General features: G+C 70.6%; 25 protein-coding genes and 1 pseudogene. 14 read left to right on the top strand and 12 right to left on the bottom strand.

From position 1 onward, the window contains the following. The first annotated feature begins 136 nt into the window (after positions 1–136). From DN051_RS20555 to DN051_RS20550, 3 genes are all read left to right on the top strand, one after another. Positions 137–961 carry a hypothetical protein gene (locus DN051_RS20555; protein WP_342781446.1) on the top strand — a complete coding sequence of 275 codons (825 nt, stop codon included), beginning with the start codon at positions 137–139 and terminating at the stop codon, positions 959–961. Positions 962–1,245: 284 nt separating this feature from the next. Further along, complete coding sequence (locus tag DN051_RS45115) at positions 1,246–1,851, top strand: macro domain-containing protein (RefSeq protein ID WP_162624960.1); 606 nt, start codon at positions 1,246–1,248, stop codon at positions 1,849–1,851. A gap of 755 nt (positions 1,852–2,606) precedes the next feature. Beyond that, positions 2,607–3,542: a hypothetical protein gene (locus tag DN051_RS20550; RefSeq protein ID WP_162624959.1), complete on the top strand. Its 936-nt coding sequence runs from the start codon at positions 2,607–2,609 to the stop codon at positions 3,540–3,542. Between the two features lie 696 nt (positions 3,543–4,238). Here DN051_RS20550 and DN051_RS20545 read toward each other — a convergent pair. Continuing rightward, entirely contained in the window at positions 4,239–4,910 is a 672-nt protein-coding gene (locus tag DN051_RS20545; protein ID WP_246040643.1) for an 8-oxoguanine DNA glycosylase OGG fold protein, read from the bottom strand. A gap of 118 nt (positions 4,911–5,028) precedes the next feature. Next, positions 5,029–5,256 carry a hypothetical protein gene (locus DN051_RS20540; protein WP_112439257.1) on the bottom strand — a complete coding sequence of 76 codons (228 nt, stop codon included), beginning with the start codon at positions 5,254–5,256 and terminating at the stop codon, positions 5,029–5,031. Positions 5,257–5,993: 737 nt separating this feature from the next. On the opposite strand from DN051_RS20540, the gene DN051_RS20535 reads away from it, so the two are divergent. The 3 genes from DN051_RS20535 to DN051_RS20525 are packed head-to-tail and all read left to right on the top strand — an operon-like array spanning position 5,994 to position 11,291. Continuing rightward, positions 5,994–6,884, top strand: coding sequence for a hypothetical protein (locus DN051_RS20535; RefSeq protein WP_112439256.1), 891 nt, complete (start codon positions 5,994–5,996; stop codon positions 6,882–6,884). Beyond that, positions 6,884–9,028, top strand: coding sequence for a bifunctional serine/threonine-protein kinase/ABC transporter substrate-binding protein (locus DN051_RS20530; protein WP_112439255.1), 2,145 nt, complete (start codon positions 6,884–6,886; stop codon positions 9,026–9,028). The genes DN051_RS20535 and DN051_RS20530 overlap by 1 nt, the downstream gene beginning before the upstream one ends. 52 nt (positions 9,029–9,080) lie before the next feature. Then, positions 9,081–11,291 (top strand): bifunctional serine/threonine-protein kinase/ABC transporter substrate-binding protein, encoded by a 2,211-nt coding sequence (locus DN051_RS20525; protein ID WP_112439254.1) that lies wholly within the window; start codon positions 9,081–9,083, stop codon positions 11,289–11,291. 58 nt (positions 11,292–11,349) lie between these two features. On the opposite strand, the gene DN051_RS20520 is transcribed toward DN051_RS20525, so the two are convergent. From DN051_RS20520 to DN051_RS20485, 8 genes are all read right to left on the bottom strand, one after another. Continuing rightward, the gene (locus tag DN051_RS20520; protein ID WP_112439253.1) at positions 11,350–12,246 is read right to left on the bottom strand and encodes a carbohydrate ABC transporter permease; all 897 of its coding nucleotides are present in this window, start codon (positions 12,244–12,246) and stop codon (positions 11,350–11,352) included. Beyond that, positions 12,243–13,223, bottom strand: coding sequence for a carbohydrate ABC transporter permease (locus tag DN051_RS20515; RefSeq protein WP_053759407.1), 981 nt, complete (start codon positions 13,221–13,223; stop codon positions 12,243–12,245). Before DN051_RS20515 ends, DN051_RS20520 begins: the two co-directional genes overlap by 4 nt. Further along, positions 13,220–14,530, bottom strand: a complete 1,311-nt coding sequence (locus DN051_RS20510; RefSeq protein ID WP_053759406.1) for an ABC transporter substrate-binding protein — start codon at positions 14,528–14,530, stop codon at positions 13,220–13,222. Before DN051_RS20510 ends, DN051_RS20515 begins: the two co-directional genes overlap by 4 nt. Before the next feature lie 222 nt (positions 14,531–14,752). Then, positions 14,753–16,828, bottom strand: a complete 2,076-nt coding sequence (locus DN051_RS20505; protein WP_112439252.1) for a copper resistance CopC/CopD family protein — start codon at positions 16,826–16,828, stop codon at positions 14,753–14,755. Between the two features lie 97 nt (positions 16,829–16,925). Continuing rightward, on the bottom strand, positions 16,926–17,684 hold the full coding sequence (locus DN051_RS20500) for an SDR family NAD(P)-dependent oxidoreductase (protein WP_112439251.1): 759 nt from the start codon (positions 17,682–17,684) through the stop codon (positions 16,926–16,928). After that, complete coding sequence (locus tag DN051_RS20495; protein WP_112439250.1) at positions 17,681–18,154, bottom strand: cupin domain-containing protein; 474 nt, start codon at positions 18,152–18,154, stop codon at positions 17,681–17,683. The genes DN051_RS20500 and DN051_RS20495 overlap by 4 nt, the downstream gene beginning before the upstream one ends. Next, a complete protein-coding gene (locus tag DN051_RS20490) occupies positions 18,151–18,759 on the bottom strand; it encodes a GNAT family N-acetyltransferase (protein WP_112439249.1) in 609 nt (202 codons plus the stop codon). Before DN051_RS20490 ends, DN051_RS20495 begins: the two co-directional genes overlap by 4 nt. Next, positions 18,752–20,815, bottom strand: coding sequence for a penicillin acylase family protein (locus DN051_RS20485; RefSeq protein ID WP_112439248.1), 2,064 nt, complete (start codon positions 20,813–20,815; stop codon positions 18,752–18,754). The genes DN051_RS20490 and DN051_RS20485 overlap by 8 nt, the downstream gene beginning before the upstream one ends. Before the next feature lie 80 nt (positions 20,816–20,895). On the opposite strand from DN051_RS20485, the gene DN051_RS20480 reads away from it, so the two are divergent. The 5 genes from DN051_RS20480 (at position 20,896) to DN051_RS45110 (ending at position 23,577) form a co-directional block, all read left to right on the top strand. After that, positions 20,896–21,606 carry a siderophore-interacting protein gene (locus tag DN051_RS20480; RefSeq protein WP_112439247.1) on the top strand — a complete coding sequence of 237 codons (711 nt, stop codon included), beginning with the start codon at positions 20,896–20,898 and terminating at the stop codon, positions 21,604–21,606. A 24-nt stretch (positions 21,607–21,630) separates the two neighbouring features. Further along, a complete protein-coding gene (locus tag DN051_RS20475) occupies positions 21,631–22,224 on the top strand; it encodes an HhH-GPD-type base excision DNA repair protein (protein WP_053759400.1) in 594 nt (197 codons plus the stop codon). Positions 22,225–22,285: 61 nt separating this feature from the next. Then, complete coding sequence (locus DN051_RS20470; RefSeq protein ID WP_053759399.1) at positions 22,286–22,963, top strand: HdeD family acid-resistance protein; 678 nt, start codon at positions 22,286–22,288, stop codon at positions 22,961–22,963. A gap of 84 nt (positions 22,964–23,047) precedes the next feature. Next, positions 23,048–23,374, top strand: coding sequence for a hypothetical protein (locus DN051_RS20465; protein ID WP_234388815.1), 327 nt, complete (start codon positions 23,048–23,050; stop codon positions 23,372–23,374). Between the two features lie 65 nt (positions 23,375–23,439). Further along, positions 23,440–23,577 (top strand): hypothetical protein, encoded by a 138-nt coding sequence (locus DN051_RS45110; protein ID WP_159054066.1) that lies wholly within the window; start codon positions 23,440–23,442, stop codon positions 23,575–23,577. Here DN051_RS45110 and DN051_RS20460 read toward each other — a convergent pair. Continuing rightward, a pseudogene (locus DN051_RS20460) lies at positions 23,552–24,462 on the bottom strand (helicase HerA-like domain-containing protein). The gene DN051_RS45110 and the pseudogene DN051_RS20460 sit on opposite strands and share 26 nt — an antisense overlap. 105 nt (positions 24,463–24,567) lie before the next feature. Between DN051_RS20460 and DN051_RS20455 the strand changes: the two are divergent. Both DN051_RS20455 and DN051_RS20450 read left to right on the top strand, forming a co-directional pair. Next, positions 24,568–24,864, top strand: a complete 297-nt coding sequence (locus DN051_RS20455; protein WP_053759397.1) for a type II toxin-antitoxin system VapB family antitoxin — start codon at positions 24,568–24,570, stop codon at positions 24,862–24,864. A 146-nt stretch (positions 24,865–25,010) separates the two neighbouring features. After that, positions 25,011–25,625, top strand: coding sequence for a LytR C-terminal domain-containing protein (locus DN051_RS20450; RefSeq protein ID WP_112439246.1), 615 nt, complete (start codon positions 25,011–25,013; stop codon positions 25,623–25,625). Positions 25,626–25,670: 45 nt separating this feature from the next. On the opposite strand, the gene upp is transcribed toward DN051_RS20450, so the two are convergent. After that, on the bottom strand, positions 25,671–26,306 hold the full coding sequence (upp, locus tag DN051_RS20445; protein WP_053759395.1) for a uracil phosphoribosyltransferase: 636 nt from the start codon (positions 26,304–26,306) through the stop codon (positions 25,671–25,673). Positions 26,307–26,401: 95 nt separating this feature from the next. On the opposite strand from upp, the gene DN051_RS20440 reads away from it, so the two are divergent. Continuing rightward, a complete protein-coding gene (locus tag DN051_RS20440) occupies positions 26,402–26,632 on the top strand; it encodes a hypothetical protein (protein ID WP_053759394.1) in 231 nt (76 codons plus the stop codon). Positions 26,633–26,889: the final 257 nt, after the last annotated feature.

Genomic DNA, 26,889 nt, shown 5'->3' with positions numbered 1-26,889 from the left:
AACACACGTGCCAATACGGCATGATTCCACTGATCGGCTACTTCAGGAGGTCTGAACTCGTATGAAGGTTTTCATCAGTTGGTCTGGTCCAGCATCACAAAGGTGCGCGGAAGCGCTGAGGAAATGGTTGCCCTTCATGAACCAAGCCATCATCCCGTTTACATCTTCTCAAGATATTTCTAAAGGAGAGAGGGGGCTCAATAAAATCGCCAACCAGCTGCAAGAATGCAATTTCGGAGTAATCTGCGTTACCCGTGAAAACCAAGGGGCATCGTGGATCAACTTCGAATCCGGAGCCCTTTCGCGAGAACTTGGCGAAAATTCCGTGGCGCCATTTCTACTTGATATGCAAATCAAGGAGCTTTCTGGCCCCCTCACGCAATTTCAGGCAACCGACAGCTCAAATAAGGAAGACGTATGGGCGATGATCAAGTCGATCAATGAGAAGTGCGAAGTCACACTAGAACAGGAGATGCTGCGAACAACATTCGACAGATTTTGGCAAGACCTGGAAAGCGATCTAACGGAAATTCGAGATAATCACCCACAAAGTGATGTTCCGGAGCGGGACACGCAGGATATTCTTAACGAACTAGTTGGGCTCGTCCGAGAGCAGAACTCTCGAATCAGCGTACTCGAAAACGCCGTAAGAAAAGACAGGAAGTCCGTCCATTACACGATCAATGAGCCTCAGGAAGTTCGCATTGTCGACGAAGATGGACCGTCGAGCAATAAGCGAGCAGCGACGGCAGCCGCGCGAGTCAGAAAGCTGATTGGCGAAGAACACATCAAGCATGTATCCAGGCGAGGTTACGCTATCGATGTAAGCGTAACCTCGGAAGGATTTAGCAGAGCAAAGGGCGTAGCGCGCGACTTGGAGTCACTTGCCGCCAGCGCCAATACAGGAATCGACATTATCTGTGAATCCGAAAATGAAATGCTGTCCTATCCGCCGTTCTAGAGAGTCGCAATATGCAGCTTCAACTCACCCGCAGCGGCCTCTCTCAATTGTTTCGCACCCGCCGGGGGTGGGGGCTGCTCACGGCGCACTTTTCGGTCTCATTCGCAGCAATCGCCGGCTGTATACAGTTGATCCTCGCGGCTCACCCTGTGAGCTACTTGCAGGGTTACTCGACGATCACGGGTACGGTGGCGGTCTCAGCCGCATGGGCCGTCGCACGGTCTACCCCTCGCACCAGGGTTTCGCATGATTTTAAGCATCCCAATTTTACAGTCACGGTGAAAGTGGGTGACATTTTCTCCGAGGATGCTGATCTAGTAGTCGGCTTTACCGATACCTATGACACTTCCAGCGATGATGCGAGCATCATTTCACCAAGGAGCGTCCAAGGGCAGCTCCTTCAAAAAATTTACGGCGGCGATTCCCAAGCTTTGGATTCGGCACTTCAGGATTCACTCTATGGAGTGTCCCAATTATCCACCGAAAGCAGGCCCGAAAAGCCTAGAGGGAAACTGGTTCGCTATCCGATTGGAACTGTGGCAGTCCTGTCGAAGGGGTCAACGCGATACTACTGTGTGGCCTACTCGAAGATGAGTAACGCCTTGGTGGCCAGGTCGAGTGTAGATGACCTATGGGCAAGTTTGAGGAGTGCATGGTCCGTGATCGCCGTTCATGGACACTCCAATTCCATAGCCATGCCAATCGTTGGATCCGAACTTGCTCGCGTCGACAACCTTGGGCGAGAGAGCCTCCTGAAAATGATACTCTTGTCTTTTGTGGCGAAATCACGGGAGGGCCTTATTAGCAGGAGTCTGACAGTGGTAATTCACCCGAAGGACGCCGATCAGATCGACATGAATGAGGTTCAAGCCTTCTTGAGGTCTGTATAACAAAAGGACATACGCCCCCGATGGCACTGCGGACCCACTGCTATTAAGGGCCAGTCGTCGAGCCTTCTCCTGGCCGACAATGCGATCTATATAGAGATTCAGATTAGAAGACGGCCGTATTCCACGGACTAGCCTTCACTCGTTGCTCTGGTCGACGCAAAATCCCAATGGCGTGGCTGAGGCCGGTGGGGGTGCAGCGAGGCATACACGCGCGTGGTCGGTCGGCGCGCCCGCCGCCGTGGCTGACTGTCGTCGGCGGAAGTTCAGACGGGGCCCATCGAGGGTGTCGGCCGTCAGTCGAGTGCGGCAGAGCTGGGCCGTCCCTGGGCCGTCCAACGCCGCTCAACAGCGGCCAATGACGACCACCGACGACCACCAGGCGCACGGTCCCACCGCCCCTGACCAGCAAAAACCCAGCTCACCAAGATCCCCGGCAAGACCCAGGGCAAGAAGACAGGTCGCTGTCCTCCCGTTCAGACCCTGCGGAGCCGGGACACCGGCGCAACGGGCGTCCGGAAGAAAAGTCAAGGGATCTTCCTAGGACCAGCAAAGATCATGGAGTCATGACGTTAAAGATCTTTTTCTCTAGAGGCTGTCCCATCTGCAGAGACGGGCGTCGCGCCCACCTCTCCTGTATTAGGTAGTTGTTACTAGTTATCATGGATATCTAATGCCTGCTCAGAGGAGCAACCGGCTGTTGAACAGGTTCCAGTGACGGCACCTCAAGCCGACGGACTGGCGTGCATGCTGGGGCTATGCCACGGATCATTTTTCCACCAGCCGACGATCCCCTCCCGGATGGCGGCCTCTCCCAGGAGCACAGCATCGCCGCGCTTCTGGGCTCCTCAAAGCGGCGTAAGGGAGAGGTACCCATCCGCCGGTCCCTCGTGCAACGTGTCGTCGAGGGAGCCAGTGGAGACGCTAAGGCTCTTAGTCCGCTGAGCGCACTGGTACGTGCCCGCCGCGAGCGGGCGTTGGACCTGTACCTGCTCATGGCAGCCGTCACCACCGCAGCCCCGTATGACGTGACCGAGCGGTCCGAGCTTTGGGCCCGCTGCCTGGGCCACCACGCGCCGGGCGCCTCAGCCAGTGTCATGGTCTCACGCCTCTGGTTGCAGCTTGAGCAACTCGGTTTGATCAATAGATCCCAAAACGGCAAGTTCACAAAGATTACGAAGCTCATGGAAGACGGTACGAGCGGTTCCTACCGTCCACCCATCGGCCTGGCCGACGGCCCCTTAGAGGACATCTACTTCCGGCTGCCGTTCCAGTACTGGATCGATGGACTGCATAAGAAGCTGACCCTGTCAGGTAAGGCGCTGCTGCTCATCTGCATGAGCCGACGCGATCCGCAGTTCTACATTCCCGAGGTGTTTGCGGACTGGTACGGGCTATCGCCGAAGACGATCCGCAAAGGGCGTGAGGAGCTGCTGACGTCGGGGGTTCTTACCACGGTTGGGTACGGCATCTACATCGATACTTCTCTGCCCACCCTCACGACGACCGCCGACAAATATGCCTTCCAGGCTCCCTACAACCTGAACGTCAGCAAGCGCACCACAGCGTCTGACTGCTCCGCAGCTGACGAGACCAAGGCCGAGGAAGACGGGCAGGCAGCACCCATTTCGGCCCCACACGAGCCACTGCTTTCGACCGTGGAGTTCCTAGTCCGCAAGGGCGAAGCAGGCTGAACCACATCACCCAGGTGAGGACAAACGGCACTGGTCGCCGCCCAAAAGGCGGCGGCCCCCTGTTCCCGCAGGGAGCCGCCAGATGAAGCAACCAATCGCTCGACCTTCAGGAGGAGCCATCAGTAACACCCTCAAGGCTACGGGGCAGCCCCGGAAGCCGTCGACTCTGCCCACCCGCATGGGGCTCTGGCTGCGGAACGCCCGTGCCCAGTGGACATCGTCAGCCCGGCGCCGCAACGTGCGCGCGCTGGGACGCACCGCCGGCCACGGACTCCTTGGAGGGATCGCTGCCGGACTCGGCACCACTGTCGTCTCTGGCATCACGTGGTGGGTTCAGCATCGTTGATCCACCGCATGAGCGGCACGAAGCCTCGGCCATCCCGCAGAGGAGGGCCGAGGTCTGCGGAAGGCCAGGACAACACCGCTGAGTGTCTAACTGCGTGACAACCACAGCAGACAGCGCCGGACGGCGTCGGACGAACACCAACTACCTAAGCAGGTCAGCGGCACACTGCCCCCTGTTCAGCCCCGTGCCCAAGTTGCTTCGGGACGAAGAGGTCGTGCCAGAACCGTGCCAGGTCGTGCGGGGAACCACGGGGAATGGTGAAGACCGGGTCATGAGCCAGTCAGCTGCTGCAGCCGCTCCGCCGCAGGTCAGCCCAACGAGCGCCCGTAGAAGACCCAAGCTTCCCAAGCTCAGAGCTCGTCTACGCGACCGTTCAGATGGAAGAGAAGCCATTCAAGCCAATCCGCCGTGACTCCCAGAGCCGAGGCCCAGTCGTGCATGGAGCTGACGTAGGTGGCGTATCGGGTGGGCCATTGGCGAGTGCCGGCCGCCTTCCAGCTGGACCACCCGAGTGCGTTCAGTGAACGGAAGACCCGATCATCGAGAATCAAGGCCCGGTCGCAAGTGGTGTCGCGGTCATCAACGGCCGCGAACCACTTGGTGAAGAAGGACCGCCCCACACCGTTGAGGACGAACTGCCGGTAGGCCCCGCTCAGGTCGCCTTCTCGAACCGCTTCGGATGTGGTGCGGAGGACAGTGGGCATGCGGGCGTCTGACAGGGCCGCTTCGGTGTGGCGCGGCCCTCGTCCGTTTGTGGTGCCCGAGCCCCAGATCATGACGGCCACGAACAGGTCACGCAGGCTGTTGGGATCGTCGCCAACACGGTCACGGAGGTGAGACAGGTCGCCCCGGCTGATGAGACGGTCACCGCTCGGACCGTTCACACATCCAACGCCGATATCGAGTACGTGCGCCGCTTCGTGCGGCTCCAGCCATGAGCGCCACGTTCCTGGACGGAAGCGCACGGGCTTCTGTTTGCAATCGCCGTAGCGGACAACGAGCTTATGAAGCTGCTCCATCATGCTCCCCGTGGCCATGACGGCGGCGTGCCGTGGGCCACAGCGTATGAGAGGACATGCCAAGCGCACACGCCCAGGGAGCTCGTCTCTCTGGCCCATGCTCGAAACTCGGCCGGTTTGATCAGCTGATGATCAAACCGGTGACACCAAAGATCAGGGTGAACACGAAGCAGATCAGACTGACAGCCGTCGCAAGGCGCGGCACCTCATGCGTTCGACGGAAGTTGGACATGACTCCGTTGGACCAGAAGGAGCAAATCGCGACGATGACTGCCGGGATGAAAAGCGGTGTGTCGCGACACACGTATGCGGCACCCACAGCCAACCCGATGAGAATGATTAGCATCATGCCCCCACCCCTGCGTCTGCGGCGGCTCCCAACCCCCGCGCGATGGGCCACAGAGTAGAGAAGTACCGGGTAGTAGTGGTCATCTTCGGATCGGCGTCCCCAGATCGGGGGTCCATCCGGGCTCAGGCCCGCACCCTCGATCCGTCTCAGTTTCCGTCTCATTCAGCCCCGTTCACAGCCGTTCAGGCGAGACCACGAGTCAACCGCAGCCCATGAGTGGCTCGCCCACGAACGCAGGTGAACGCCCCTGCACGCACCCCATCGCCCCACCACCACAGTTGGAAAGCGTGTTGGGGGCAACCCCTCACGAGTTCGAATCTCGTATCCTCCGCCAGTGCCTCACCGGGCACGATGTCGAAGGGCCCCACCGTTCGCGGTGGGGCCCTTCGACGTTGTCCGGCTCGGAGCCGGCACCGGGCCCGACCGTGCTCGCGTCGAACGGTCTTCTTCCGTTCAGCAGGTTCTCCGGTGGCCGACCGATGCCGTGGGGAACCTGGCCCCGTGCGCGTTCCGGGCTTCCCTGGGGTTGCAACTTCCGTGAGACTGGCGGGAGTTGGGGTGACCGGTGGGGCGATGCGGTTCGCCGTCGTGGGCGGGGGGCCGGGAACCGGGTGGCGGGTGCGGTGCATCGGTACAGGCGTGTGACGGGCGTGAGCGGCGGAGCGTACGGCGCCGTCGGCGCTGTCGGCGCCGCCGCGCGGGGGAAACGCAGGGGACATCGACAGGGAGGGGGGATCGTGGCACACGCGAGAGCACTGCGCGTCGGTGGAGCCCTGGCGGCATGCGGGGTCCTGGCGCTCGGGTGCACCGGCGGCGGGGGCGGTGGCGAGGGGGCGAGCGCGCCGTCGACGCCGAAGGCGAGCCGGAGCGGGAGCGCGGACGTCGGTTCGGCCGGTGAGACGGGGACGCCGTCGGGGCCGGCCGTCGACCCGGCCCGGCAGCCCGGGTCCGCGGCACAGGCGCGGGCGCTGATCCGGAAGGTGATCGCCGATCCGGAGCTGTTCGGCCCGGACGTGGTGCCGGCGACGCCGTACGAGAGCGATCCGAGCCGGTGGGCGGTGCTGGGCGAGAACTGCGCCTGGCAGTTGCGGAAGCTGCCGAAGGACGTGCTGGCCACGCTGACCCGCCACTTCGACGTGCCGACCGGGGGCGGCAAGGGGTCGATGCGGCTGTCGGCCACGGTCACCGTGCACCGCACCGCGACGGACGCGGCGTGGGAGCAGGCCACGATGCTGGAGGAGGCCCTCGGCTGCGAGGAGCAGCTGCTGCGGCCGGGGGAACGGCTCATCGGGCTCACATCGAGCGCGTTCGGTCGGGGCGAGGGCGGCAACGTCGACACCGAGGACTCGCTGCTGGAGAGCGGCCGGTGCAGCAGTGACGCCCGGGGCGGCCCGTATCCGTATCTGTGGCAGCAGGTGACGCTGGGTTCGGTGGTCGCGGCCGTCTCCGCGTGCGGTGGTCCCGGACGTTCCGCCGACGAGGTGCAGCGGCTGGTCCAGGAGCCGCTGGCGCGGGTGATGGTGCACGTGCAGCGGGAGATCGGCCCGGACGCCGCGGCGGCCACCGGCACGCCGGAGCCCGAGAGCTCGCAGGGCGCGTCCGCGTCGGGCACGAACGGAGGTGCGTGATGGAGCGGCTGATTCCGTCGGATCCGTCGCGGCTGGGCGGCCACCGGCTGCTGGGGCGGCTGGGCGCGGGCGGCATGGGTGTCGTGTACCTGGCCCGTGCCGAGTCGGGCGAGTTGGCGGCGGTGAAGGTGATCCTGCCCGAGTACGCCGGGGAGCAGGAGTTCCGGGCCCGGTTCCGCCGCGAGGCGGCGTCCGCCGGGCGGGTGGACAGTCCCTGGGTGGTACGGGTGCTGGGCGCCGACGCGGAGGCCGAGGCACCGTGGCTGGCGACGGCGTTCGTGCCGGGGCCGTCGCTGGCCGAGGCGGTCGCGGCGTGCGGGCCGCTGCCGGCGCGCGCGGTACGGGTGCTGGGCAAGGTGCTGGCGCGGGCCCTGGCCTCGGTGCACACGGCGGAGCTGGTGCACCGGGACGTCAAACCCGGCAACGTCCTGCTCGCGCTGGACGGGCCGCGGCTGATCGACTTCGGGATCGCGCGGCCCACGGCCGCCGGGGCGACGGAGCTGACCGCCACCGACATGGTGGTCGGCACCCCCGGCTTCCTCTCCCCCGAACAGGCACGGGCCCGTCGGGTGGGCCCGGAGAGCGACGTGTTCTCGCTGGGCTGCGTCCTGGCGTACGCGGCGACGGGCCGGCCGCCGTTCGGCACCGGAGCGGTGGACGCGCTGCTGTACCGCACCGTCCACGACGCCCCGGAACTGGACGGCGTAGCGGACGAGGAGCTGCGGGCCCTGCTGGTGCGCTGCCTGGACAAGGATCCGGCGAACCGGCCCACGGCCGAGCAGGTCGACGCGGAGCTGGTGGAGGACGCGCCGGAGAACTCCGTCGACTGGCTGCCGGACCCGGTGGTGCGGATGGTGGCCGACCGCTCGGCGGAGCTGCTGGCCCTGCCCGGCGTCGAGCCCACCGAGGTCGGGGCGCAGGCCGATACCCCGGCGCCGGGCCGCCGCCGGTTCCTGACGCTGGCGGCGGGTGGTGCCGCCGTACTCGCGGCCGGTGGCGGCGCGGCACTGTGGGCGGCGCTGCGGGACGACGAGGAGGCTCCGGCGCGGTCCACCGGTCCCACCTGGGTGATCGGGGTCCAGGCGGACCTCACCGGGCCGCAGAAGGAAGCGGGGCGGGAGCAGGAGCGGGCGGCGCGGCTGGCCGTGGAGCGGTTCAACTCCCGCAAGAACAGGCCGTTCACGCTCGCGCTCGACGTCGCGGACGACCGGGGCGACGCCGCGCGGGCCCGGGCGGCGGCGCAGCGGCTCACCGGGAAGAGCGGCGCGCTCGCCGTCCTCGGTCCGACCGGCTACGCCTCGGCGGAGGGCGCGCTGGAGGTGTACGAGGGGGCGGGGCTGCCGCTGGTGACGGTCTCCGAACTCTCCGCCTCCGCGGCGCTCGCGGCCCGGCTGAGCAAGTCGGGGATCTACTTCCACGCCGCGCCGACGGCCGACTTCGCCGCGGTCACCACCCTGGTCCAGCTCGGCGCGCAGGGTTCGCGGCGTCCGGGGCTGCTGGCCGACCGGGCGGGCGGGGTCACCGTCATGGAGTCCGTGAGCATCACCCACGCGGTGGCGCAGAGCATGGACATGGACCTGTACACGCGGGTCGTGCCCGCCGTCGCGCCCGATCCGGCGTCGGTGGTCGCCGACATGCTGGACCACGGCATCGACGGCTTCTGCTACAAGGGCACCCCCGAGCGGGCCGCGGCCGTCGCGCGGGCCCTCGCCGACCGGGGCTTCGCGGGACCGCGGTTCCTGGAGGCGTCCTCGGCCACCGCCGGCTTCACCTCCGCGGCGGGCGGCGCGGAGGACGACTGGCAGGTGCTGGCCTCGTACATCGATCCGGCCGGCGAGCCGCTGCGGGACTTCGCCGCCGCGTACCGCGAGCGGTTCGGCGCGGCGCCGGGCATCTGGGCGGCCGAGGCCTACGACGTCACGCGACTGGTGATCGACCGGCTCACCGCGCTCGCCGGGAAGGACGGCCGGCGGCCTCGCCGCACCGAGGTCGCCGCGGCCCTGGCCAAGGCCGAGTTCAAGGGCCTCGCCGGGACGTACGCGTTCGACGAGCAGGGGCGGCGCAGCTCACCGCGGTTCCATCACTACCGGGCCGCCGGCGGCCGGTTCGAGTACGTCGGTACGGCGGACCTCCCGACGTCCTGAGGCCGCCGACGCGCCGCACCGCTGAGGACGAACGGGACGAACGGGACGGGTGATGCGGGCGCTGCGCGCGGAGGACCCCGAGACGCTGGGCGGGCACCGGCTGCTGGCCAGGCTGGGCGCGGGCGGCATGGGCGTGGTCTATCTGGCGCGCACGGAGAGCGGGGCGCTGCTGGCGCTGAAGGTGATCCGCGCCGAGTACGCCGCCGACCCCGCCTTCCGGGCGCGGTTCCGGCGCGAGGCGCGGCTGGCGACGGGCCTGACCGGACGCTGGGTGGTGCCGGTGACCGCCGCCGATCCCGAGGCCCGTGAGCCCTGGCTGGCCACCGCCTTCGTGCCCGGCCCCTCGCTGGCCGAGGCGGTGGACGGCCACGGGCCGCTGTCCGGGCACGGCGTGGCCGTGCTCGGCGCGCGCCTGGCGCGGGCGCTGGCGGAGGTGCACGCGGCGGGTCTGGTGCACCGGGACGTCAAACCGGGCAACATCCTGCTCGCGCTGGACGGGCCGCGCCTGATCGACTTCGGGATCGCGCAGGGCACCCACTCGACGGCGCTCACGGCGCCCGACGCCGTCGTGGGCACTCCCGGCTTCCTCTCCCCGGAGCAGGCACGGGCGGACGCGGACGAGGTGGGTCCGCCCGGCGACGTGTTCTCCCTCGGCTGCGTGCTGGCGTACGCGGCCACCGGGACGCGGCCGTTCGGCACCGGTGGTCCGGCCGCGGTGCTCTACCGCACCGTTCACGAGGAGCCCGACCTGGCCGGGCTCGACCGGCTGCCGCCGCCGATGCGTACGGCGGTCAGGGAGTGCCTGGCCAAGGAACCGGGGCGGCGGCCCACGGCGGCCGCTCTCCGGCAGGTGCTGGAGGCGGTGGCCGCCGGACCCGGGCACGGCGCCTCCGGTGACGGGGACTGGCTGCCGCCCGCGGTGCTGCGTGTGGTGGCCGAGCGGTCCGCCCGCGCCCTCGATCCGCCGCCCCGCTCGGCACCCTCCGCCGCGCCGGAGTTCTCCGGTGGGGACGACTCCGCGGCCGCCCGGCCGTCGCGCCGACGGGTGTTCGCCCTCGCCGGGTCGACGGCGGCCGTGCTCGCCGCGTCGGGCGCCGGGGCGGCGGTGCTGCTGGCGCGCCGGAACGCGGCCGCCGGCGGATCGGAAGGGGGTGCCCCACCGACCCGGACGATCGGCTTCCAGGCGGATCTGACGGGGCCCGGGAAGGCGTCCGGCAGAGCGCAGGAGCGCGGGGCCCGGCTCGCCGTCGCCGCCCTCAACAGCCGTGCGGACGCCCGCTTCCGGCTCGTCCTGAAGGTGGAGGACGACGGTGGGCGGGCCGCCGGGGCGCGGGAGAGCGCCCGTCGTCTGACCGCGGACCGGACGGTCGTCGCGGTGGTCGGGCCCACGGCCACGGCCGCCGCCCGCGCCGCGGCCCCGGTGTACGAGAAGGCCTCCCTGGCGCTCCTCCTCGTCTCGGTGGACGCCGACACCGCCTGGCCGTCGAACAAGCCGCGCGTCGTCTGCCCCACCACGTTGCTCGGCCGCGAACGGCAGTTGCCCGTGCTCGACTACCTGACCCGGGTGAGCCGCACCCGCCGCACCGCCGTCGTCGAGGACCGCGCGGCGGGGGACACGGCATGGGACCTCGCCCGCGACCTTCGGGCGACCCCGCCGAACTGGGACATCGGGGGCACCGTCACCGTCCATCCCGCGGCGGTGGACGGGAACGGCCCGCGCGGGGCCGCCGACGCCGCGCTGGCCGCCCGCGCGCAGGCCGTCGTCTACGCCGGCACCTCACCGGACCGGGCCGCGGCGTGTGCCCGCGCGCTCACCGCGGCGGGCTTCGACGGACCGCGCCTCGGCTTCGAGCCCGCGATGCGCCCGGCCTTCCTGACGGCGGCGGGCGAGGCCGCCGAGGGCTGGCTGTTCGAGGCGCCGTACACCGAGCCCGAAGCGGCCCGCACCGGGGCCGCCGAGGCGTTCACCGCCGTCCACCGGGCACGTTACGGCGCGGATCCCGGCCGGTGGGCCGCCGAGGCGTACGACGCGGTGGGGCTGGTCGCCCGCACCCTGGACGCACTCGGCGCGGGCTCCGGGATCGAGCGGGGGCAGGTCAGCGAGCGGGTCTTCCGCGTCGTGCACGACGGTGTCGCCAAGACGCTCCGGTTCCGCTCGGAGCGCACCCTGGAGTCGGAGAACGCCGGCTTCCTGTACCAGGTCGCCGGCGGCTCCTTCCGGTTCCTGGGGCGGCACGACCAGGTGCGGGCCGAGGACGGGTGAACGGGCCGCCCGGACGGGGCGGGTCCGGGCGGGGTGGTCCGGGCGGTCCGGGCGGGCGTCAGCCCTTGTTGGCGCCGAGTGTGAGGCCGCTGACGAACTGCCGCTGGAGCAGGAAGTAGACGATCAGCGTCGGGATCGCGGTGAGCAGGGCGCCGGCGGCGACCAGGTTGGGATCGGTGAAGTACTGGCCGGAGAGGTTGTTCAGCGCCGAGGTGATCGGCATGTTCTCGCCGGTGGAGATCAGCACGAGGGCCCAGAAGAAGTCGTTGTAGATCCAGATGGACAGCAGGGTGGCCAGGGCGGCCATCGCGGGACGGCACAGCGGCAGCGTGATCTGCCAGTACAGCCGCCACACGGAGGCCCCGTCGACGAGCGCCGCCTCGGTCAGCTCGTGCGGCAGTGAGCGCATGTAGTTGCTCAGGACGAAGGCGCAGAAGCCGGACTGGAACGCCACATGGATCAGCACCAGGCCGAGCGCCGAGTCGTACAGCTTCCCGCTCATCGTGATGCCCGGCAGGTCCACGAGCAGGTACAGGCGGTACAGCGGGGTGATCAGGACCTGCTGCGGGAGCAGGTTGCCCGCCGTGAAGACCAGCAGCAGCGCCAGGTTGACCCGGAAGTCGAAGCGGGCGACGTAGAAGGCGACCATCGACGACAGGAACAGCGTCAGCAGCACGGCCGGGACCGCGATCAGCAGCGTGTTGCCGAAGTAGTGCGTCATGTCCGACTGGGTGAACGCGTCGGTGAAGTTGTCCGGGCTCAGCGTGTCCGGCAGGGACACATAGCCCTTCTCGCTGGTCTCGGCGTACGGGCGCAGGGCCGCGTAGACCGCCCAGAGCAGCGGGGCCAGCCAGGCCAGCGCCATGCTGCCGAGGACGATGTGCAGCAGGACCCGGGCGGGACGGACCGGCGGGCGCCTGCGCGGCGCGTTCACCGGTGCGGTCGCGGTGCTCATGCTCGCCGCTCCTTCCGGAAGGTGCTCACCAGGTAAGGAACGATCACGACGAGGGAGATCAGCAGCAGGACGACCGCGATGGCCGATCCGTAGCCGATCCGGCTCGACTCACCGATGATGTTGCTGGTCACCAGGATCGACAGCAGTTCGGTGCCCTCGGCGCCGCCGTTGAAGACGAAGACGAGGTCGAAGGCGCGCAGCGCCTCGATGACCGTGACGACCAGGACGATGGTGTTGGTGGGGCGCAGGGTCGGGAAGATGACGTTCCTGAACGCCTGCCACTCGCCGGCGCCGTCGAGGGCGGCGGCCTCGCGCAGGGACGGGTCGACGCTCTTCAGGCCGGCCAGGTAGAGGATCATCATGTAGCCGGTGTGGCGCCAGGACGCGGCGATCAGGACGGCCCACAGGTTGAGGTCGGGGTCGCCGATCCAGTCGATGTACTTGCCGGGCTCGTTGGCCCCGATGACGCTGTTGATCAGGCCCGTGTCGGGGTTGTAGACGAGCTGCCAGACGAACCCGATCACGGCCATGGACAGTACGACCGGCAGGAAGAACGCCGTCTGGTAGACGCGGCTGAACCGGATCCGCTTGTCCAGTTGCACGGCCAGGAAGAGGCCGAGCGGGGTCGGGATCACGATCAGCACGGCGAACCAGACGACGTTGTGCCGGACGGCGGGCCAGAACTGCGGGTTCTGTTCGAACAGTTCCCGGAAGTTCTGCAGTCCGACCCACCGGATGGCGTCGAAGCCGATGCCGTCCCAGGTGGTGAACGCGAGCGCGATCGAGGCGAGCGCGGTCACCCAGACCAGGGCGATGTGCAGGACGGTGGGCAGGCCCGCCATCAGACCGAGCGTGAGCCGGTCGCGGCGGGTGAGCAGCCGGCGGTGCCCGGACGGCACCTTCCGCCGGCCGGGCGCGCCACCCGGGGGCGGGACGGTGCCCGCCTCCGGGATCTCCTCGGTGATGTCGGTGGTCATGAGGACGCGAAGATCGTCTTCTTCTGGCGCTCGATCGAGGTGAGCAGCGCGTCGATGCCCTTGGGGTCGCGGATGAACTTCTGCAACGCGGGCTGCATCACGGTGGAGGTGAAGTCCGGGCGGCTGTCGCGGTCCATGAACTGGGTGAGGTTCCCGGCGCCGCTGATCATCTCGTACGCCTTCTTCTGGAGCGCGGTGTACGCGGAGGTGTCGGCCTTGGTGGAGGCGGCCACCACACTGGGGTCGGACTCGAGGTAGATCTCCTCGGCCTCCGGGCTGCCCAGATACTCCAGCAGTTCGACCGAACCCGCCTTGTTCTTGGGGCTCTTGCTGAGCATGAAGCCGTCGGTGGGCGCCTCGACGGTCTCCTGGCCGTGCGCCGGGTCGATCTCCGGGAAGGCGAAGAAGTCGAGGTCGTCCAGGTCGGCCGGGTCGGTGAACTGCTGCGCCACGAACGTGCCCAGGAGGTACATGCCGGCCTTCTTCGCCACCAGGGTCTGGGCCGCGTCCTGCCAGGTGCGGCCCATGGCGCCCTCCTGGTGGAACGGGAGGATCTCCGCCCACAGGTCGAAGGCGGCCCGCACCTTGGCGTCGGTCCACGAGGCCTTGCCGGCCATCAGGTCGACATGGAACTCGTAGCCGTTCTTGCGGAAGTTGAGCTGGTCGAAAGTGCCGAGGGCGGGCCAGGCGTCCTTGTCGCCGAAGGCGATCGGGACCAGGCCGTCCTTCTGCATCCGCTCGCACAGGGCGAGGAAGTCGTCCCAGGTGGTGGGGACTTCGTAGCCCTTCTCCGCGAAGAGGCTCTTCCGGTAGAAGACCGCCCAGGGGTACGTGTAGAGCGGTACGAAGTAGTACTTGCCGTCCTCGCCCTTGCTGAGCGCCTTCATCGCGTCGGGGAAGTTCCCGCCGATCGTCTCCCAGACGTCGTCGATCGGGGTGGCGAGGCCCTTGGCCGCGAAGAACTGCATGCGGTAGCCCGCGAACCAGGTGAACACGTCGTCGGGCGTGCCCTGGAGGTAGGAGTTGATCTGCTCCTGGAAGGTGTTGGAGTCCTTGGTGTTCACGTCGACCGTGAGCCCGGACTTCTTCCGGAACGCGGCGTAGATGTCGGCGAACGCCTTCTTCGGCACGGGGTCGGACGCCTTGGAGCCCAGGGTGATCGTCTTGGGGTCGGCCGCCGTACCGCTGCCGCCGCACGCGCTGAGCAGGGGTATTCCGGCGCCTAGAGCGGCGGCGCCGCCGATGCCGCGCAACAGGGTGCGGCGGCTCGGGTCAGGGAGGGTGAGACCGGAGGGAGTTCTGCGCATGACGGCTCCTGGGGGGACGATCCGACCCGACAGCTGGTCGAAAACAATCAGAAATCAACCCGTCCGAACACGAGGGTGGCGTAATCACAGCGGCATGTCCTGTCATGCGTCAAGACCACTCCTCACCCTTTGTTGAAACGTGATCGTCATCTTCGGGCAGGGTGGGACACCGAACACCACAGGAGGAAACCGACAGAATCAAACATCGCTCGGGGTCCGGAACTAGCCGACGCGGATGTCCTTCTCCACCGTGACCTGGTCGGTCTCCGTCGTCCGGACGGTGATCTTCATCGTCCAGACGCCCGGCAGCGGCAGCCGGAGCGAGTCCGTGGCCCAGTAGCCGCCCCGGTTCTCCAGTTCGGCGTCGATCGGGCCGACGTCCTGCGCGCGCAGGGTGAAGGTGAGGCGTACTTCGGGAACGATGGACAGACCGTCGTCCGGGCCGTACGTCACCACCTGGATCCGGTTGGTGCCGACGCGGCCCGGGGAGACCTCGATCTGCGCCTTGCCCCGCCCCGTCGGCGTACCGACGTCGAAGGGGACCATGCCGCTGAACGCGTCGGCCGTGCCGGACGCCTGGGCCGATCGCGCGGCGGCGCTCTCCGCGTCGGCCCTGCCGGGCAGGGTGACCGTGAGCAGCGTGGTGATCGCCAGGACGACGACGCCCGTCGCGAACTCGACGCCGACGGACCGGCGCAGGGCTCGCCGGTGGTGGGTGCCGTCCGGCGGTGCGGAGCGTGCGGGGAGTGCCGGGTCCTCGGTGTCGCCGGCCGACCGCGCGGCGGCATCCCCAAAGCCACGGGCCGGCGGACCGCTCGCAGGCCCCGATTCACCCTCGGCCGTCGCCCCGCTCGTGCCGGTCGGGGCGCCCTCGACCACTCCGGCCACGGCCCCCGGGCCGCCCGCGGACGACGCCACCGCGACCCCCGATGCCACCTCGGCCGCCACTCGGGGCTCGCCGGCTGAGGCCCCCTCAGCCGACCCGCCCACGCCGACAGAAGCAGCCTCCGCCGACTCGCCGCCCACGCCGGCAGAAGCAGTCTCCGCCGACTCCCGGTTCACCCCGGCCGAGGACGCCCAGTCGGATGTCCAGCGGCGGGAGACGGCCGCCGCCGCGAGCAGCAGGGTCACCGCGACCAGCTTGGCGAGCAGCAGGCGGCCGTACGCCGTACCGGTGAGGGCGTCCCAGGAGCCGAGGCCGCGCCAGGACTGGTAGGCGCCGGTGACGGTCAGGACGGCCACGCACGCGAGGGCGAGCCGGGAGAAACGGGTGACGGCGGGGAGCGTGAGGTCCCGCGGGGCGCGGCGCAGCACGGTCAGCAGGGCGGCCAGCCCGCCCAGCCAGACGGCCATGGCGAGCAGGTGCAGCACCGAGGAGGTCATGGCCAGGGGGACCTGGATACCCGCGGAGGCGTGCTCGGCGGCGGCCCAGGTGAGCGCCAGGCCGACGGCGAGGACCCCGCCGAGGACGGCGTGTCCGCGGCGCCAGGGGCGCGGCGCGCGGCGGACCAGCAGGAAGACCCCGGCCAGCAGTACGGGCCGGGCCAGCAGCGCCATGCCCGGCCGGCTGGTCAGCGTGGCGGTCAGGGCGCCGGGGTCGAGGACGTCCGCGAGGCCGGTGCCGCGCTCGTAGGGGCCGCGGACCAGCAGCAGCACCGCCGTGGACGCCAGCAGCGCCGTACCGGCCGCCGGGACCAGCCGGCGCAGTGCCTCGGAGGGGCCGCCGAGCACCGCGGCCGTGAACACCAGGACGCCCACGAGCAGCGCCAGCGCCGCGTAGGCCGCATAGCGGGCGATGTTGTGGAGCCCGGTGGTGGCCGGGTCCTCGGTCGGCGCGGTGACGGCGGTGGTGGTCGCGGAGGGCGCGCCGACCGAGAAGAGGAAGGCGCCCGAGACGGGGTGACTGTCCGCGGAGACCACCCGCCAGGCCACGGTGTAGGTGCCGTCCCGCAGGCCGGGCGGCAGGCTCAGCCGGACCGTGTCGGAACCGCCGTCCACGAGTTCGGCCTCACCGGTGCGGACCCGGCGGTTGTCGGGCCCGATGACCCGGACCGAGTCGTCGAGCAGTCCGACGGACTCGGTGAAGTTCAGGGTGAGATGCCGGGGGGCGGAGTCGAGGACGGTGCCGTCCCGGGGGTCGGTGCCGCCGAGTCCGGCGTGCGCGGAGGCGGGCCCGGCACCGCCGAGCAGGAACAGGACCAGCAGGGGGCCCAGCAGCGCGAGCCGGTGAAGTCGCCGCGGCCGCCCGCGCGCTCCCCGGTCGCAGCCGTCCCGTCGTCCGCCTTCGCGCAGTCCCATCGCATCTCCGTCGTCGGATGTGCCTCCCGGACAGGTACGGACGCCGGCTCCGGTGTGCTCAGGCCGCGGCCGTCCGTTCACCCGCCGGACCGCGCCGTCACCAGGTGGGCCGTGCGGACACCCCGCCGTCCACCACCAGGTCGTGACCGGTCAGCCAGGACGCCATCGGCGAGGCGAGGAAGACGCAGGCGTCGCCGATGTCCTCCGGCCGGCCCAGCCGGCCCAGCGGCACCGCCCGTCGCCAGCGCTCGACACCCTCGGGCCAGGCGTCGGCGAGGCCCTCCCGGTCGATCAGTCCGGGCGAGACGGTGTTGACGCGGATGCCGAGCGGGCCGTACTCCAGGGCCGCCGAGCGGGCGTGCATCACCACGGCCGCCTTGGAGGCGCAGTAGTGGGCGTGGGCGGGGGCCGGTGCGCTCGCCTCGATGGAGGCGATGTGGGTCACGGATCCGCCGTCCCGCTCCCGCATGATCTCGGCGGCGGCCTGTGTGCAGGCGAAGACGCTGGTCAGGTTGGTGTCGACGACCGCCCGCCACTCCTCGGCGGTCATCCCGGCGAGTTCCCGCACGGGCTGCACGCCGGCGTTGTTGACCAGGGCCGTGAGGCCGCCGCCCCACTCGGCCGCCTCGCGCACCACGCGCCGGCAGTCGTCCTCGTCGGTCAGATCGCCCTGGACGACGACGGCCCGGCCGCCCGACTCCCGGATCAGTCCGGCCACTTCACGGGCCGGCTCCGGCGCCGTACGGAAGTGCACCGCGACCGCGGCCCCGGCCCGTGCGAACCGCAGCGCGATGCCCCGGCCGATACCGCCGCCCGCGCCGGTGACGAGGGCGACCTGTCCCGCCGGCAGCTTCATGGGCGGCACAGCTCCGCGATCCGGTCGGCCCGGTCGGGGTGGGCGGCCGTCAGCTCGGCGGCCCGTCCGTGCTCGTACCCCTCGAAGGTGAACCCGGGTGCCATGGTGCAGCCGAAGAAGGTCCACGAGCCGCCCTCGGCGACCCGCCCGCCCATCCAGGTGCCGGCCGGCACGGTGAACTGGGGGTGCTGGCCGCCGAGCACGTCCGGTCCGAGCACCGCGGTGCGGGAGGTGCCGTCGGGCGCGAGGAGCAGCAGCTCCAGCGGGTCGCCGAGGTAGAAGTGCCAGACCTCGTCGGTGGGCAGGCGGTGCAGGGCGGAGTAGTCGTCCCGGTGCAGCAGCGCGACGATGGCGGTGCCCTCGGGGCGTCCGTCGGGCCGTGCGGGCCCGGCCCAGGTCTGCCGGAAGAGGCCGCCCTCACGCGGGATCGGCTCCATGGCGTAGTGCGCGACGAGGTCTTCTGGGGTCACGCGGGGAAGGCTACCGGCCGGCTGAGGAAGGCGAGTCGCGCCCGCTTCTCGGGCAGGTACACGTCCGGAAGGTCGATCTCCGGCAGCACCACCTCCGGTCCCAGCACGTATCCCTGCCGCACGAAGCGGTCGACGGCCTTCTCGTTGCGCACGTCGGGGTCGACGACGACCCGCTGCCGGTCGAGGCCGCGCCACAGGTAGGCGGTCATGGCGCGCATCAGCGCCGCCGTCCAGCCGGGGCGGACCCCGCCCGGTCCGGCGGGCGCGATCAGCAGGTGGGCGCCGATGTCGCCGGGCCGGACCTCGTAGCACTCGCTGACCCGGTCCGCCTCGGGCTCGTACGTCTGGAACAGCCCGACCGGCTCGGAGTCCCGCACCATCAGGAAGGCGTGGTGGGTGTCGAGGGTGTCCAGGTGGGCGTAGACGTCGGCGACCTCGTCGCGGGTGAGGCCGTTCATGCCCCAGAAGGCGGCCCGTTCCTCACTCACCCATACGTGGACCACCTCGGCGTCGGCCTTCGCGTCGAGCGGCAGGAGGCGGACGGTGCCGTAGCCGTCGACCGTCTCCTCGTGGACGGCGGCGCGGGCGGCGTACGGGTCAGACATCGTCGGTCTCCTTCGTCAGGCGGTCCCAGTCGGTGACGACCGGGACGAGGTCTCCCCGGGTCCACAGGGGGAGCTGGTCGCGGTGGTGCGGCGAGCCGGGGACGCCGCAGGCGCCGAACGGCACCACCCACAGGCTGTCCTCGCGGCGGGCGAGGTCCCACACGTAGCGGGCGGCCGGGCCGCGTACGGCGCGGTCGGTGACACCGGGCACGGCGGACGTGCACAGCACGCAGTCGTGGTCGCCGGACAGACCGGGTTCGTCGTACTCCGTGCCCGGCAGCGCCCGCCACGGGGTGAGCCGGTGGGTGTCGCCCCAGGTGCGCGGCGGCTGCCCGGCGACCTCCTGGAGCGCCTCCCGCACGATCGCGGTCCGGTCGATGCCGTACAACTCCTCGGCGGTCAGCAGGTGTTCCAGGGCGTAGCCGACGCGCGGGACGAGCGCGAGCCACGGCAGCAGGACCTCCGGGTAGGCGGGCGGCTCGGTCAGCGGGGCGAGCGCCGGGTGGGCGGCGATACGGCGGACCACCTCGCCGCGCAGCGCGGCGAAGGCGGCGGCGTCCGTGCCGGCCGCGTCCATCCGGCGGTCCCAGCGCAGCAGCCGGTCGCGCAGGCCGGCGGCCTCGGGCGGCAGGTCGTCGAGGGCCGCCAGCCGGTCCAGGAGCGCGGCGGCGGAGGCGAGGCGGGTGTCCGTGTGGATCGCGGGCATGTCGGCCGCCGACCAGCGCTCCCTCTCGCCCAGCAGCGCGGTGATGCGCTCGGCGCGGTGCGGCGCGGCGAACTCGACGCCCAGCGGCGTGGCGGTACCGCGCTGATTGGCCATCACCGCGACGCCGTCGGTCAGTCCGGCGCGGGGCGGCTCGTGCCAGCCGCGCCACTCGTGGCCGGGCTCCCAGGCGGGCACGGGCCGCATCCCGTTGGCCTCGGCGCGTACCGGCACCCGGCCCGCGACCCGGTGCAGCGTCCCGCCGGCGGTGTCGGCGGCCTGCACGACGTTGACCGGCTCGGCCCAGCGGTCCAGGGCGCGGTCGACGTCGGCGACCGTGCGGGCCCGCAGCAGCGGAAGCAGGGCGCCGAAGCCGAGGTCGCCGGTGACGCGGGGCGGGTAGCGCAGGCTGAGGGCGAGGGGTGTGCCGTCGTCGAGTCCCTCGGGCCCGCCGGCGATCACCGGGCCGCGGTCGGTCTCGATCACCTCGACCGGCACCCGGTCCTCGCCCGCCACCTCGACCGACTCGGTGTGCCGCAGCGCACGCGTCCAGCTCCCGTCCGGGCCGAGCGCCTCCACGCCGGCGCCGGTGCGCCGCAGCCGCTCCTCGTACAGGTCCTGGTAGTCGGCCATGGCGTTGGTGATGGCCCAGGCGACCGTGCCGGCGTGGCCGAAGTGGGCGGTGCCGGGGACGCCGGGCACGGCGATCCCGACGACGTCGAACTCCGGGCAGCTGAGCCGTATCTGCTGGTAGACGCCGGGGTCCTCGATGAAGCGGTGCGGGTCGCCGGCGATGACGGACTGTCCGGTGACGGTCCGTTCGCCCGAGACCAGCCAGCCGTTGCTGCCGGAGGTGCCGGGGCCGTCGGCGGCGAACAGGCCGACGGCCTCGGGCCCGAGGTGCCGTGCGGCCCTCTCGCGCCAGAGCTTCGCGGGGAAGCCGGCGAAGAGGATGTGCGTGGCGAGCCAGACGGCGAGCGGGGTCCAGGGCTCCCAGCGGCCGGGGTTCAGACCGGTCGCGGCGAACTCGGGCGTGCGGCGGGCGCCTTCCGCCAGGCGGTCGTTGACGCCGTCGACGTAGGCCCGCACCCATCGCGACGTCTCGGGGTCGAGGGCGTCGAAGCAGCGCTTCGCCGTGTCGTCCAGCCGGGCCCGCCGCGCGAACACGTCCCAGGCCGCGGCCTCCGTGCCGAGGAAGGAGGCCGAGGTGCCCTGGGCACGGTGGCGTTCCACCTCCAGTTGCCAGGCGCGGTCGAGGGCGGTGACCCGGCCCTGGGCGCGGGCGAGTTCGTCGGCGTCGGCGGCGCGCAGGTGCGGTATGCCCCAGGCATCGCGGTGGATCTCGATGGTCACCCTGTCGTCCCTCCGTGCTTTAGGTTAGGCTCACCTAAGTAAGTCGTGCCGGAATAGTACGCGACAGGTGAAGGGGCGCCATGGGGCAGGGGCACGGTTGGCAGGGCGCGGTCCTGAGGCTGATGCGGGCGAAGGACTTCGTCTTCACCGTCACCGGCGCCGAGGACGTCACGCCGGAGTACCGCCGGGTGCACCTGACCGACGGCGGGCTGCTCGCCGCCACCGGGATCCACCCGACGATGTGGGTCCGGCTGTGGTTCGACGACGCGGGCAGGCCGCACCAGCGGGCGTACACGCTGGTCGACCCGGATCCGGCGGCCGGCACCTTCAGTCTCGAGTTCGCACTCCACCCGGGGTGCGCCAGTGACTGGGCGCGGGCGGCGAGGCCGGGGGACACGATCGGGGCGACGGTGCAGGGCACGGGATTCCAGCGGCCCCGTCCCGAGCCCACGCACGTCTTCGCGATCGGGGACCCGGCCTCGCTGCCCGCGCTCAACTCCCTCGTCGACGCGCTGGGTTCGGCCCCGGTCACGATCTGGTTCGGGGGCGAACCGGACGGACTGCCGTGCCGGGCCGGAAAGGACCGGCACGAGCTGCGCTCGCTCCCCCGCCACGGCCTGGTCGACGCCGTGCGCTCGGAGCTGCCCGGACTCCTCGCGACCACCGGGCACCCGTACGTGTGGATCGCCTGCGACACGCGGACCACCCGCACGCTGTCGGCGTACGTCCGCAAGGACCTGGCCGTGCCGAAGGACCGTGTGCACGCGCTGGGGTACTGGCGCGCGACCTGACGCGGTACGCGGGATCATCGGTCCATGGACGTCACTTTGCACCTCGCCCAGGACCCCGACGCCGATGAGCTGCTCGGACGCTCACCGCTCGCCGCGCTGGTCGGCATGCTGCTGGACCAGCAGATCCCGATGGAGTGGGCGTTCAAGGGACCGTCGACGATCGCGAACCGGCTCGGCACCCGGGACCTCGACGCGCACGGGATCGCCGCGTACGACCCGGAGGAGTTCGCCGCGCTGCTGACCGAGAAGCCCGCGGTGCACCGCTACCCGGGGTCGATGGCGCAGCGGATCCAGCAGCTGTGCCAGTACCTGGTCGAGCACTACGACGGTGACCCGAGCGCCGTCTGGGAGGGCGTCGACAGCGGCCGGGAGCTGCTGAAGCGGCTCCAGGAGCTGCCCGGCTTCGGCAAGCAGAAGGCGCAGATCTTCCTCGCCCTGCTCGGCAAGCAGCTCGGTGTGCGCCCCGAGGGCTGGGCGCAGGCCGCGGGCGCCTACGGCGAGCCCGGCTCCCACCGTTCCGTGGCCGACATCACCGGCCCCGAGTCGCTGGCCCTGGTGCGGGCGCACAAGCAGGAACTGAAGGCGGCGGCGAAGGCCGCCAAGGCCGCGAAGAAGTAACCGTCAGCCGACTGGCCCGCTCCGGGATGCAGGGCACACCCCGGCGTTCCCAGCATGGAGCATGACCGAGCCACCGTCCGGTTCCCGCTGGAGCCCGGAGTACGACGACCGGCACGTCCACGCCGCGCGTGACCCGCACGTGCCGAGATCGTCGTACGACGGGCCCGAGCCGCCCTTCGAAGGGCCGCTGCACCTGATCTCCCGGGCCGCCTGGCAGGCGGTCCTCGTCACCGGCCTGGTCTCGCTGGTCCTCGGCATCCTGGTGCTGGCCTGGCCGGAGACGTCCCTGCGGGTCGCCGGGGTGCTGTTCGGCCTCTACCTCCTGCTCAGCGGCGTCCTCCAACTCGTCGCCGCCTTCGGCACCCACAAGACGACCGCGCTGCGCGTGCTGGCCTTCGTCAGCGGCGCCCTGTCGATCCTGCTCGGCCTGTTCTGCTTCCGCGGCGCCATGCAGTCGATCCTGCTGCTGGCGCTGTGGATCGGTATCGGCTGGCTGTTCCGCGGGATCACCCAGACCCTGGCCGCCGCCTCCGACCCGGGGGTGCCCGCCCGCGGCTGGCAGATCCTGCTCGGCGTCGTGACCGCGCTCGCCGGGGTCGTCCTGATCGTCTCCCCGTTCGAGTCGGTGGCCGTCCTGACCGTCGTCGGCGGCTGCTGGCTGGTCGCGGTGGGCGTCGTCGAGCTGATCACGGCCATCCGCATCCGCGGCCGGGCACGGCAGATCCCGCGCGAGGTCTGACCGGTGTCCGGGCCCTACGCCGAGCGGGCGGATCTCACGGGCGGGACGATCCGCTCCGTGCGCCCCCAGGGGAGATGACCAGTTGTGAGCACCACACCGCGGACCCGCAGCGCCGTGCGCCGTACGGCCCGGCCATGGGTGATCGTGCTCCTGCTCGTCCTGCTCGTGCCGGGCGCGCACGCCGCGGCCGTCGCCGTGCCGGTCCCGGTGGCGGGCGAGGTCGCCGAGGTCGACCTGCTGGACACCGCCCTGCGGCCACCGCACCGGGCCGGGAAGCAGCCCGCCGTGCCGCGCCGGCCGGTCCGTCCGGCGGCCCCGCCGCCGCACGGGACGCCCGTCCGGCCCTGCCCGGCGCCGACCTGGCCGCCGTACACCCCACGGGCCCTGCGTTCGGTGGTCCTGCGCTGCTGACAGAACCGTCACCCCAGGTCAGTCAGTACGACGCAAGGAAGACAGACGCAAGGAAGACGACAGCCATGGCCTCAGATCCGTATGCGGTCCTGCGCGCCCTGCTGCGCGCGGAGGCCGCCCGCAGCGCCGCGAAACCCGAAGCGAAGGAAGCCAAGTCCCAGCAAGAGCCCGGCCACGTCAGGGAACGGCGGCGGCACGGGTGACGCAGGGCCGGGCGCCACATGGCGCCCGGCTCACCGGCGACGGGGCCGTTCCGAAGAGGGAGCGGGTGATCTCGCGCCCGATCCGGGTGCCGATCGAGCGGGCCGGCGACCTGAACACGCCGCTGCCGACGACCTGTTCGGCCAGGGACCGCTCCTCCTCGGCCCGCTCAGCCCGCGACTTGCCCGCCGCCCTGCCCGCCGGCTTCTCCGGCTCGGGCCGCGCGGGCGCACGCCGCTCCGCCGCGAGCCGCTCGTACGCCGACTCCCGGTCGACCGCCTGCGCCTACCGCCCGTACAGCGGCGACGAGGCGACCGCCCGGTCCAGCGCGGCCGTCTCCACCGGGCCCATCAGCGACTCCGGGGCGCGCAGGGCGTGCTGGACGCGGTTGCCGAGCTGGGCGAGGACGTCGGAGGGCACGTCCTTCGGCGTCCGCGTCACGAAGAACACCCCGACCCCCTTCGAGCGAATGAGCCGGACGGTCCGGGTGATCGCCTCCAGGAACTCCCGGGACGCGCCGAAGAACAGCAGATGGGCCTCGTCGAAGAAGAAGACCAGCTTCGGCCGGTCGACGTCGCCGACCTCGGGCAGATCGTGGACACGGGCACGCCCTGCGCCGAGAGCTGCTCGGTGAGCAGCTGGAGCGTCTTGGTCCTGCCGGTACCGGTGGCCCCCGCGACCGGACCGTGCCGGTTGAGCATGGCCGGCGGGACGCGGATCTGCGCGTCGGGCAGACACGCCCCGTCCCGCAGCAGGGCGCCCGGATCGAGGGCCGGCCCGCCGAAGGCGTAGCCGGCGGCGATCCTCAGGGCCTCCTCCGGAAGGGCGGGGGCACTGCCCGGCGCCTCGGGCATGATGGCTGCGGGCATGGTCTCCCCGTCGCTCATGTCGGCCCCCTGTTTCCGGTTCGCCCTGCTTTACGGCATCTTTTCCAGCGCCGCACTCCGACGTCATGGCTGCGCCCGGAACGTCTCGGCCGGTAGGCTTTCCGTGTGATCTTCAAGCGCATCGGAAACGGCCGGCCGTACCCCGACCACGGCCGGGAGAGCACCCGGCAGTGGGCGGACGTCGCGCCGCGCCCGATCCGCCTCGATCAGCTCGTGACGACCAAGCAGCAGCTCGATCTGGAGACCCTGCTCGCCGAGGACTCGACCTTCTACGGCGACCTCTTCGCGCACGTCGTGAAGTGGCAGGGCGACCTCTATCTGGAGGACGGTCTCCACCGCGCGGTGCGGGCGGCACTCCAGCAGCGCCAGGTGCTGCACGCGCGCGTCCTGGAACTGGACTGACCCCGCACGGGCATCCGCACAAGGCACCCCGCCGGTGACGGCTTGGCCCTTTCGGGTTCTCCTGAGCGGCGTCGAATGATCATCTAGTAGGCATCGCCGCCCGGGAGCACTACGCTGCGCCCATGAGCATGCTGACTCCACCCGGCATGGGCGGCCAGTACCGCATCACGGGGGACAAGTACCCGCGGATGCGCCCACCCCGGCGGCGGGGCAGGCTCGTACTCCTCGCGACCGCGTCCGTCACCGTGCTCGGCGTCCTCGGCTGGGGAACGCTCCAGCTCATCGAGGTCTTCACCGGCGGCGACAAGGCGTCGGCGACCGGTGCCCGGGCGGGCTGCGCGACCAAGGCGAGCCCCTCGCCCAGCGCACCGAAGGCCCTGCCCCCGGCTCGGACGATCACCGTCAACGTGCTCAACGCCACGACCCGGAGCGGTCTGGCCAAGAAGACCGCCGACGAGCTGAAGAAACGTGGCTTCAAAATCGGCGAGGTGGGCAACGCGCCCAAGCAGTACGACAAGAAGGTGAAGGGGACGGGACTGCTCCTCGGCCCCGCCTCGGCCCTGAACAGCTCGCTGCCCGTGCTCGGCACGCAGCTGTCCGCCGCCGAGCGCCGCACCGAGGCCGCGCGCAAGGGACCCGCCCTCGACCTGATCATCGGCAACGGCTTCAAGGGGCTCGCCGGGCAGGCGGACGCCGACCGGGCGCTGGCCGCACTGACCGCGCCGCAGCCGACGCCCGCCGCGTCGAAGAAGTACTGCTGAATCCGGTACGCACCGACCGGAAGGGCCTCGCAGCCCGGACGGGGCCTACTCGGCCGCGCCGTACATCCGGTCGCCCGCGTCGCCGAGGCCCGGCACGATGTAGCCGTGCTCGTTGAGGCGCTCGTCGACCGACGCCGTCACGACCGTCACCGGGGTGCCCGCCAGCTCGCGCTCCATGACCTCGACGCCCTCCGGCGCGGCCAGCAGCACCACGGCGGTGACGTCGTCGGCGCCGCGCTCGATCAGCTCCTGGATGGCGGCGACCAGCGTGCCGCCGGTGGCGAGCATCGGATCCAGCACGTACACCTGACGCCCCGAGAGGTCCTCCGGCATACGGGTGGCGTACGTGGAGGCCTGGAGCGTCTCCTCGTCGCGGATCATGCCCATGAAGCCCACCTCGGCGGTCGGCAGCAGCCGCACCATGCCCTCCAGCATGCCGAGGCCGGCCCGCAGGATCGGCACGACGAGCGGACGCGGGTGGGAGAGCTTCACACCGGTGGTCCTGGCCACCGGCGTGGCGATGTCGACCTGCTCGGTGCGCACGTCGCGCGTGGCCTCGTAGGCGAGCAGGGTGACCAGCTCGTCGGCGAGACGGCGGAAGGTCGCGGAGTCGGTGCGCTGGTCGCGCAGCGTGGTGAGCTTGTGGGCGACCAGGGGGTGGTCGACGACGTGGAGACGCATGCCCCCACACTAGCCGCGCCCGGATTGGGCCACGCGCTGGCGTCAAACCGCCCGTCCGGGGGAAGGTGAGAGGGACGGATGGGGGTGCTGTTCCTATGCCTGACCTGCCCGACCCGACCGAGAGCGCGTCCGCGGCGGACCGGGAGTCCGTCGGCGGCCGGCCGCCCGGGTCACCGCCGGAGACCGACGCCGAGCGCAGGCGGCGCCGGGCGAAGTTCCTGCGCGAACTCGCCGAAGCGCGACAGCTTCGCGATCGTGTTCAGCCCCGGCGCGCCAAGACCGCGCGGCTGCGACACGCGATGCGCATGCGGACGTTCCGCTGGTAGGACGCGGTCCGTCGGGACAACGGGAAGATCCGGCCCCGGCACGGTGGTTGTGGGGGTGGGCGTGCGCGACCGACCTGGAAAGCCGCGTACGATCCGCAGGTGGTGGCAACGAGTGTGCCGGTGAGTCGTTCGCGGAGACACGATCGAAACTGCCGGACACAGGGAGCCGAAGACGTCCCCTGAGCGCCTTGTTTCTGCCACGATTCCGAGTGGGTGGGACTCGGAGCCCGAGCTCTGCCCGCCCGTAACCTCCGCCG

Source organism: Streptomyces cadmiisoli (assembly GCF_003261055.1).
GTDB classification, from domain to species: domain Bacteria; phylum Actinomycetota; class Actinomycetes; order Streptomycetales; family Streptomycetaceae; genus Streptomyces; species Streptomyces cadmiisoli.
This window is presented reverse-complemented; position numbering and strand designations above follow the sequence as displayed.